This is a genomic window from Streptomyces sp. NPDC127084, assembly GCF_042724175.1.
GTDB lineage: Bacteria > Actinomycetota > Actinomycetes > Streptomycetales > Streptomycetaceae > Streptomyces.
The window spans coordinates 1-8,756 of sequence record NZ_JBHXFA010000217.1 but is presented as its reverse complement, the minus strand read 5'-3'; the positions used below and the strand labels follow the sequence as shown (position 1 = coordinate 8,756).

Genomic DNA, 8,756 nt, shown 5'->3' with positions numbered 1-8,756 from the left:
CCCCCGATCACGCACTACAGCACTCCCTGCCGCATCGCGCTGGTCACCGCCGCGGTACGGCCGGCCGCGTCCAGCTTGTTGAAGATCCGCAGCAGATGGGTCTTCACCGTCGAATCGGCGACATGGGCCGGCGTCCGATCTCCGCGTTCGTCGAGCCCTTAGCCACCAGCCGCAGTACGGCCACCTCGCGCTCCGTGAGCCGTGGGCGCTCCGGCCGGGTGCGCAACTGGTCCATCAGCCGGGCCGCCACCGACGGCGCCAGGACCGTCTCCCCGCGCACGGCCGCGCGTACCGCGCCCGCGAGTTCGGCCCGTGCCATGTCCTCGAGCAGATAGCCCGAGGCGCCCGCCTCCACGGCACGCAGGATGTCCCGCTCCGTCTCGTACGTGGTCAGCACGACGACCCCGGCAGGGCAGACCCGCCGCCCGCCGTCATCCGGGCGATGGAGTCGACACCGTCGCCATCCGGCATGCGCAGGTCCATCAGCACGATGTCAGGCCGCAGTTCGATGGTGAGGACCTCCGCCTGAGGTCCGTTCGCGGCCTCCCCAACCACCTCCAGACCGGGCTCCGCGCTGAGCATCCCGCGCAGGCCCGTACCACCGGGTGGTCGTCGGCGAGCAGGATGCGGATCATGGCTGACTCCTCAGGGTGACGGTGACCTGGTGCCCTCGCCGGGCGCGCACGCACGGCCCGGCCCGTCCCGGCCGGGTCGGTGCCGAGCACCCGGACATCACCGGCGTCACGGTCGCGGTAGCCCTGGAGGATCTCCACGGTCGGCTCTTGCCGGCTCCGTTGTGCCCCAGCAGACCGAAGACGTCGCCCCGCCCTGTCGAGAGGTCCAGCCCGTCGAGCGCGGTGACCTCTCCGTACTGCTTGCGCAGACCACGCACTTCCACCGCCGTTGTCGTCATGCCCCCCACACTCGTGCGGAACCCCGGCCACCGGGCCCCGGGCGGACGTGCTTATGTCCACCGAACGGTGGACACCGGCGTTGGTGCGGCAGAATGACCGTGCCAACCAGTGACCCGAGTGATGGAACGGCGATATGACGACGAGTGCGGTTGACGGCGTGTCCTCCGGCGAGGAGAAGCCGGGCGGGGTGCGCGGTGCGGTCGGGGCCGGTCGTGCGTTCGCCTGGCTCCTGGTGGTCACCGGCGCCGCGGGACTGCTCGCCTCCTGGGTCATCACGATCGACAAGTTCAAGATCCTCGAAGCCAAGATCGCGGGAACCACGTTCACGCCCGGATGCAGCCTCAACCCGATCGTCTCCTGCGGCAGCGTCATGGAGAGCGACCAGGCGTCCGCCTTCGGCTTCCCCAACCCGATGCTCGGCCTCGTCGCCTACGGCATCGTGATCTGCGTCGGGGTGAGCCTGCTGGCCGGTGCGCGCTTCCCACGGTGGTACTGGCTGACGTTCAACGCCGGCACGCTCTTCGGCGTCGCCTTCTGCACCTGGCTCCAGTACCAGTCGCTGTACAACATCAACGCCCTGTGCCTGTGGTGCTGTCTGGCCTGGGTCGCCACGATCTTCATGTTCTGGTACGTGACCGCGCACAACGTCCGCGCCGGGCTGCTCCCGGCGCCGGCCTGGGCCGGGAAGTTCCTCGACGAGTTCACCTGGGTCCTGCCCGTGCTGCACACCGGTGTGATCGGCATGCTGGTGCTGACCCGCTGGTGGGACTTCTGGACCCGCTGAGCCAGGCTCAGAGGCGGGAGCTGATGCGCGAGCGGCTCCCGGCAGTCCGGTACGGCGCTGACGGCGCTGACGGCGGTGTCAGTGGGGTGACCTAGGCTTCACGTCGTGGAGCCCGATCTCTTTACCGCAGCGGCCGAGGAGCGCCAGGAGAAGGACCCGTCCGCCAGCCCCCTGGCCGTACGGATGCGTCCGCGCACCCTGGACGAGGTCGTGGGCCAGCAGCATCTTCTGAAGCCCGGGTCGCCGCTGCGGCGGCTGGTCGGCGAAGGCGGTTCGGGTCCCGCGGGTGTCTCGTCGGTGATCCTGTGGGGGCCACCGGGCACGGGCAAGACGACCCTCGCCTATGTCGTCTCGAAGGCCACCAACAAGCGCTTTGTCGAGCTCTCGGCGATCACCGCGGGGGTCAAGGAGGTCCGGGCGGTCATCGACGGTGCCCGCAGGGCCGCGGGCGGCTTCGGTAAGGAGACGGTGCTCTTCCTGGACGAGATCCACCGCTTCAGCAAGGCGCAGCAGGACTCCCTGCTGCCGGCCGTCGAGAACCGCTGGGTCACCCTCATCGCCGCGACCACCGAGAATCCGTACTTCTCGGTGATCTCCCCGCTGCTCTCCCGCTCACTGCTCCTCACGCTGGAGCCGCTCACCGATGACGATCTGCGCGCCCTGCTGCGCCGTGCGCTCGAAGAGGAGCGGGGGCTCGGCGGAGCGCTGACACTGCCCGATGACGCGCAGGCGCATCTGCTGCGGATCGCCGGGGGTGACGCCCGGCGGGCGCTTACCGCGTTGGAGGCCGCGGCGGGTGCGGCGATCGCCAAAGGCGAGCAGGAGATCCGGCTGGGCACCGTGGAGGAGACCGTCGACCGCGCGGCGGTGAAGTACGACCGCGACGGCGACCAGCACTACGACGTCGCGAGCGCACTGATCAAGTCCATCCGCGGCTCCGACGTCGACGCCGCGCTGCACTATCTGGCGCGGATGATCGAGGCGGGGGAGGACCCGCGGTTCATCGCACGCCGTCTGATGATCTCGGCGAGCGAGGACATCGGACTCGCCGATCCGGCGGCACTGCCGACGGCGGTCGCCGCTGCCCAGGCCGTGGCCATGATCGGCTTTCCCGAAGCGGCGCTGACCCTCAGCCATGCCACGATCGCGCTCGCGCTCGCCCCGAAGTCCAATGCGGCCACGACGGCGATAGGCGCGGCCCTCGCGGATGTGCGCGGCGGGCTCGCCGGACCGGTGCCTGCCCATCTGCGGGACGGCCACTACAAGGGCGCGGCCAAGCTGGGCCATGCCCAGGGCTATGTCTATCCGCATGACGTCCCGGGTGGCATCGCCGCCCAGCAGTACGCCCCGGACGCGATCCACGGCAAGCGCTACTACGAGCCCACCCGCTACGGCGCGGAGGCGCGCTACGCGGATGTGGTGGAGAAGGTCCGCGAGCGGTTGCGGGGCGAGCAGAAGAGCGACTGAGCCCGTTGCGCCGGGCCGGGGCGTGCACCGTGGATGCGGGTCTCGCCCCGGACTTCCCCCGGGGTCCCCGGGACGGGCCTGAGCTGCCGGGCTGACCGCCGCCCGGGGCCCGGACACTCCGGGCGCCCCCCGGGGTTCGGCACACCGGACACGCCGCGCTCGGTGCCACGGGTCGCACCGGGCTGCCGGCGGAGCGCCTACCCAAGGGCCGCCGCGAACAGCCTGTGCATCTCCTGCCGCAGGCCCGCCACGTCCTCGACCGGCTCGGGGAAGTCGAAGCGCGCGTCGAGGACCGCGCCGTCCGTCCCCGTGAGCCGCACTCGCAGCCCGAAGCGGTCCACTGCCAGCGGCACCACCTCGCGCACCTCCGCCGGGCCGGTGCCCGGTCGGCCGCCGAGCAGGGTGCACAGTGCGCGCACCTGGTCGCCGTGCGCGGAGTGCAGATGCTGGAGCAGGTCCGCCTCGTGCCGCGCGATCGGATCAGGCCGGGCCGCCGCCAGCAGCTCGGGATTCACACAGCCGGCGCCCCATAGGTCGTCCAGCGAGATCTCGCCGACCTCCAGCCGCACCGGCATCCAGGCCGGTTGTTCGCCGTCGCTCTCCGGTACGGCCCCGACGGGGTGCCGCTCGGCGAGCAGCTCGATGCAGCGGCCCCGGTCCTCGCCTCGCGCGGCGGTCAGCCAGCCGGCCAGCCGGGCCCGGCCCCGTACGCGCTGGCGCACCGCGACCGGGGCGATATCCGTGATCTCCATCACGCAGGTCAGATCGTCGTCCTGTGCGTAGGCGGCGGCCCGTGCCGTGGGAGAATCCCATGGCACCAGGAGTACGACATCGCCCTCGGGTGTCACCGTGCGGGCCGCGGGCTCCCAGAATCCGGGAGCGTGGTCGCGAGCACCCGGCAGGGTGAGGGATACTGAGGCCTTGTATTCAACGAGGGTTCGTACGCGCTCGGCCTTGGTGGGCTGTCGAGCGCCTTCCCTGGGACGCGGCTGACCTTGTTCATCGTCGTCGTAAGCAGTCACCGACTCGTTCGAGTGGTCTGAACTGCGATGCGCACTGGGCAGGGGGATCCCATGCGGTCGAGACATTACGTCCTCCTCGCTAAGGTAAGGCTCACCTAACTTACATGGAGGTAGGTTCCCCGTGAACCAGTCGCGACCCAAGGTCAAGAAGTCGCGTGCACTCGGCATCGCCCTGACGCCGAAGGCCGTCAAGTACTTCGAGGCTCGCCCCTACCCGCCGGGTGAGCACGGCCGTGGCCGCAAGCAGAACTCGGACTACAAGGTCCGTCTGCTCGAGAAGCAGCGTCTCCGCGCTCAGTACGACGTCTCCGAGCGTCAGCTGGTTCGCGCCTACGAGCGCGCCAGCAAGGTCCAGGGCAAGACCGGTGAGGCCCTCATCATCGAGCTCGAGCGCCGTCTCGACGCGCTGGTGCTGCGCTCCGGTATCGCCCGCACGATCTACCAGGCCCGTCAGATGGTCGTCCACGGCCACATCGAGGTGAACGGCGGCAAGGTCGACAAGCCGTCCTTCCGTGTGCGCCCCGACGACGTCGTGACGGTCCGCGAGCGCTCCCGCGCCAAGCACCCGTTCCAGGTCGCCCGTGAGGGTGGTTACGCCCCCGACGGCGAGACCCCCCGCTACCTTCAGGTCAACCTGAAGGCGCTGGCCTTCCGCCTGGACCGGGAGCCGAACCGCAAGGAGATCCCGGTGATCTGCGACGAGCAGCTCGTCGTCGAGTACTACGCCCGCTGATCCAGCGGCCGTAGCGCCATCGGCTTCACGCCTGAGCCCGTCTCTCCGCGCCTTCCCGGCCGGAGCGGCGGGCTCTCGCGTTACCGCGCCTTCCCGCCCGGGGACGCTCGGGCCGCCGCACATGCCATACCGCCTCAAGTCCGGGTCGTATCGCAAAGCTCAGGACCCCTGATCCGGTACGGGACGCGACCTCCGGCGCGATAGGGTCGGATGGCGACTTCGCCGGGCCCACGACAAGCCCGATGACGAAGCCTCAACGAGGAAAGCCCCAACAACGATCAGGGAGCGGTGCAGCGTGACCGGTGGAGAGGTTGCCGGGATCCTGGTGGCCGTCTTCTGGGCGATCCTGGTCTCCTTCCTCGCCGTGGTGCTGGTGAGGCTGGCCCAGACGCTCAAGGCGACCACCAAGCTGGTGGCGGACGTGACGGAACAGGCGGTGCCGCTGCTGGCGGACGCCTCGGCGACAGTGCGGTCCGCGCAGACCCAGCTCGACCGGGTCGACGCCATCGCCTCCGACGTCCAGGAGGTCACCTCCAACGCGTCGGCGCTGTCCACCACCGTCGCCTCCACCTTCGGCGGCCCGCTCGTCAAGGTCGCGGCGTTCGGTTACGGGGTACGCCGGGCACTGAGCCGCAACAAGACGGGCGACGCCCCGGCAGGTGAGCGGATCAGGCGCACCGTCGTCCTCGGGCGCACCATCCCCGCCGCCCGGCGCGGCAGGCAGAAGGGCTGATCGAGCGATGTTCCGCCGTACGTTCTGGTTCACCGCGGGCGCCGCGGCCGGTGTGTGGGCCACGACCAAGGTCAACCGAAAGCTCAGGCAGCTCACGCCGGAGAGCCTCGCCGCCCAGGCTGCCGACAAGGCGGTCGAGGCCGGGCACCGCCTCAAGGACTTCGCGCTCGACGTCAGGGCCTCGATGGCCCAGCGCGAAGCCGAGCTCGGCGAAGCGCTCGGCATCGAGGCCCCCGCCGACCGCGGCCTCCCCGCACCGCGGCGCCCCGCCGCCCTCGGCGACCGCACCGAAAACCACAAGCAAGACACCAAGCACTACGGGATCCTGGACAGCAGGTACCCGTACGACCGGAATGAGGACCACTGATGGAGTCGGCTGAAATCCGCCGCCGCTGGCTGAGCTTCTTCGAGGAGCGCGGGCACACCGTCGTGCCTTCGGCGTCGCTCATCGCGGACGACCCGACTCTGCTGCTGGTCAACGCGGGCATGGTGCCCTTCAAGCCCTACTTCCTCGGTGAGACCAAGCCGCCCGCCCCGCGCGCCACCAGCGTGCAGAAGTGCGTGCGCACGCCGGACATCGAAGAGGTGGGCAAGACCACCCGCCACGGCACCTTCTTCCAGATGTGCGGCAACTTCTCCTTCGGCGACTACTTCAAGGAAGGCGCCATCAAGTACGCCTGGGAGCTGCTCACCGCTTCGGTGGCTGACGGCGGCTACGGGCTGGAGCCGGAGAAGCTCTGGATCACCGTCTACCTGGACGACGACGAGGCCGAGCGCATCTGGCGCGAGGTGGTCGGCGTCCCCGCCGAGCGCATCCAGCGCCTGGGCAAGAAGGACAACTTCTGGTCCATGGGCGTCCCCGGCCCCTGCGGTCCCTGCTCGGAGATCAACTACGACCGCGGCCCCGAGTTCGGCGTCGAGGGCGGTCCGGCCGTCAACGACGAGCGCTATGTGGAGATCTGGAACCTGGTCTTCATGCAGTACGAGCGCGGCGAGGGCTCCGGCAAGGAGGACTTCGAGATCCTCGGTGACCTCCCGAGCAAGAACATCGACACCGGTCTCGGTCTCGAACGCCTCGCCATGATCCTCCAGGGCGTTCGCAACATGTACGAGACCGACACCCTGCGCGTCGTGATCGACAGGGCCACCGAACTCACCGGCGTCCGCTACGGCGCCACCGACGCCACCGACGTCTCGCTGCGCGTGGTCGCCGACCACCTCCGTACGTCCGTGATGCTCATCGGCGACGGTGTCACCCCCGGCAACGAGGGCCGCGGCTACGTCCTGCGCCGCATCATGCGCCGCGCCATCCGCAACATGCGGCTGCTCGGCGCCACCGAGCCGGTGGTCGCCACGCTTGTCGACGTGGTCATCAAGACCATGGGCCTGCAGTACCCGGAGCTGGAGACCGACCGCAAGCGCATCGAGACCGTCGCGCTCGCCGAAGAGGCCGCCTTCCTGAAGGCCCTCAAGGGCGGCACGAACATCCTCGACACCGCCGTCACCGAGACCAAGTCCGCCGGCGGCACCGTGCTCCCTGGCGACAAGGCCTTCCTGCTCCACGACACCTGGGGCTTCCCGATCGACCTCACCCTCGAGATGGCCGCCGAGCAGGGCCTGACCGTGGACGAGGACGGCTTCCGCCGCCTGATGAAGGAGCAGCGGGAGCGCGCCAAGGCCGACGCCAAGGCCAAGAAGACCGGCCACGCCGACCTGTCCGCCTATCGCGAGGTCGCCGACACCTCCGGCGCCACCGAGTTCACCGGCTACACCGGCACCGAGGGCGAGTCGACCATCGTCGGCCTGCTGGTCGACGGTGTGCCCTCGCCCGCCGCCTCCGAGGGCGACGAGGTCGAGGTCGTACTCGACCGCACCCCGTTCTACGCCGAGGGCGGCGGCCAGCTCGCCGACCAGGGGCGGATCAGGCTCGACAGCGGCGCCGTGATCGAGGTCCGCGACGTGCAGCAGCCGGTCCCGGGCGTCTCCGTGCACAAGGGCTCGGTGCAGGTCGGCGAGGTGACGGTGGGCGCCTCCGCCTATGCCGCCATCGACGTCAAGCGCCGCCGCGCCATCGCCCGCGCCCACAGCGCCACCCACCTCACCCACCAGGCGCTGCGCGACGCCCTCGGCCCCACGGCCGCCCAGGCCGGTTCCGAGAACTCGCCGGGCCGCTTCCGCTTCGACTTCGGCTCCCCGGCCGCCGTGCCCGGCACGGTCCTCACCGACGTCGAGCAGAAGATCAACGAGGTGCTCGCCCGTGAGCTCGACGTCCAGGCCGAGGTCATGAGCATCGACGAGGCCAAGAAGCAGGGCGCCATCGCCGAGTTCGGCGAGAAGTACGGCGAGCGGGTCCGGGTCGTCACCATCGGAGACTTCTCCAAGGAGCTCTGCGGCGGTACGCACGTCCACAACACCTCCCAGCTGGGGCTGGTGAAGCTGCTCGGCGAGTCGTCGATCGGCAGCGGTGTGCGCCGTATCGAGGCCCTCGTCGGCGTCGACGCCTACAACTTCCTGGCCAAGGAGCACACGGTCGTCGCCCAGCTCCAGGAGCTGGTCAAGGGCCGTTCCGAGGAACTGCCGGAGAAGATCGCCACCATGCTCGGCAAGCTGCGGGACGCCGAGAAGGAGATCGAGAAGTTCCGCGCCGAGAAGGTGCTCCAGGCCGCCGCGGGGCTCGCCCAGGGTGCCAAGGACGTGCGGGGCACCGCCCTGGTCACCGGGCAGGTCCCGGACGGCACTTCCGCTGACGACCTGCGGAAGCTGGTCCTGGACGTACGCGGCCGCATCCCCGGCGACCGCCCCGCGGTCGTGGCCCTGTTCACCACGGCCAACGGCCGTCCGCTGACCGTGATCGCCACCAACGAGTCCGCCCGCGAGCGCGGCCTCAAGGCCGGTGACCTGGTCCGTACCGCCGCCAAGACCCTCGGCGGCGGCGGTGGCGGCAAGCCGGACGTCGCCCAGGGCGGCGGTCAGAACCCGGCCGCCGTCGGCGAGGCCGTCGACGCTGTCGAGCGACTCGTCGCCGACACGGCCAAGTAAGAAGCGGTCCAGAACATGCGAAGAGGCCGCCGACTCGCGATCGACGTCGGGGACGCCCGGATCG

At 70.3% G+C, this 8,756-nt stretch carries 7 protein-coding genes and 2 pseudogenes; 6 read left to right on the top strand and 3 right to left on the bottom strand.

Annotated features, from left to right (window positions below):
• Positions 1-14 precede the first annotated feature (14 nt).
• Positions 15-635, bottom strand: a pseudogene (locus ACFWI9_RS31185) (response regulator).
• A gap of 42 nt (positions 636-677) precedes the next feature.
• A pseudogene (locus tag ACFWI9_RS31180) lies at positions 678-913 on the bottom strand (ATP-binding cassette domain-containing protein); the annotation flags it as partial.
• 134 nt (positions 914-1,047) lie between these two features.
• Between ACFWI9_RS31180 and ACFWI9_RS31175 the strand changes: the two are divergent.
• Together ACFWI9_RS31175 and ACFWI9_RS31170 are read left to right on the top strand one after the other, a co-directional pair.
• The gene (locus tag ACFWI9_RS31175; protein WP_387167714.1) at positions 1,048-1,698 is read left to right on the top strand and encodes a vitamin K epoxide reductase family protein; all 651 of its coding nucleotides are present in this window, start codon (positions 1,048-1,050) and stop codon (positions 1,696-1,698) included.
• A 105-nt stretch (positions 1,699-1,803) separates the two neighbouring features.
• Positions 1,804-3,165: a replication-associated recombination protein A gene (locus ACFWI9_RS31170; protein ID WP_387167711.1), complete on the top strand. Its 1,362-nt coding sequence runs from the start codon at positions 1,804-1,806 to the stop codon at positions 3,163-3,165.
• Positions 3,166-3,362: 197 nt separating this feature from the next.
• Here ACFWI9_RS31170 and ACFWI9_RS31165 read toward each other — a convergent pair whose 3' ends face one another.
• The gene (locus ACFWI9_RS31165) at positions 3,363-4,253 is read right to left on the bottom strand and encodes a DUF2470 domain-containing protein (protein WP_387167708.1); all 891 of its coding nucleotides are present in this window, start codon (positions 4,251-4,253) and stop codon (positions 3,363-3,365) included.
• A gap of 55 nt (positions 4,254-4,308) precedes the next feature.
• Between ACFWI9_RS31165 and rpsD the strand changes: the two genes are divergently transcribed.
• The 4 genes from rpsD (at position 4,309) to alaS (ending at position 8,692) form a co-directional block, all read left to right on the top strand.
• On the top strand, positions 4,309-4,920 hold the full coding sequence (gene rpsD, locus ACFWI9_RS31160; RefSeq protein ID WP_338675457.1) for a 30S ribosomal protein S4: 612 nt from the start codon (positions 4,309-4,311) through the stop codon (positions 4,918-4,920).
• Positions 4,921-5,215: 295 nt separating this feature from the next.
• The gene (locus ACFWI9_RS31155; RefSeq protein WP_387167704.1) at positions 5,216-5,653 is read left to right on the top strand and encodes a DUF948 domain-containing protein; all 438 of its coding nucleotides are present in this window, start codon (positions 5,216-5,218) and stop codon (positions 5,651-5,653) included.
• A 7-nt stretch (positions 5,654-5,660) separates the two neighbouring features.
• A complete protein-coding gene (locus tag ACFWI9_RS31150) occupies positions 5,661-6,020 on the top strand; it encodes a hypothetical protein (RefSeq protein ID WP_387167702.1) in 360 nt (119 codons plus the stop codon).
• Positions 6,020-8,692 carry an alanine--tRNA ligase gene (gene alaS / locus ACFWI9_RS31145; RefSeq protein ID WP_387167699.1) on the top strand — a complete coding sequence of 891 codons (2,673 nt, stop codon included), beginning with the start codon at positions 6,020-6,022 and terminating at the stop codon, positions 8,690-8,692. The genes ACFWI9_RS31150 and alaS overlap by 1 nt, the downstream gene beginning before the upstream one ends.
• The last annotated feature ends 64 nt before the right edge of the window (positions 8,693-8,756 follow it).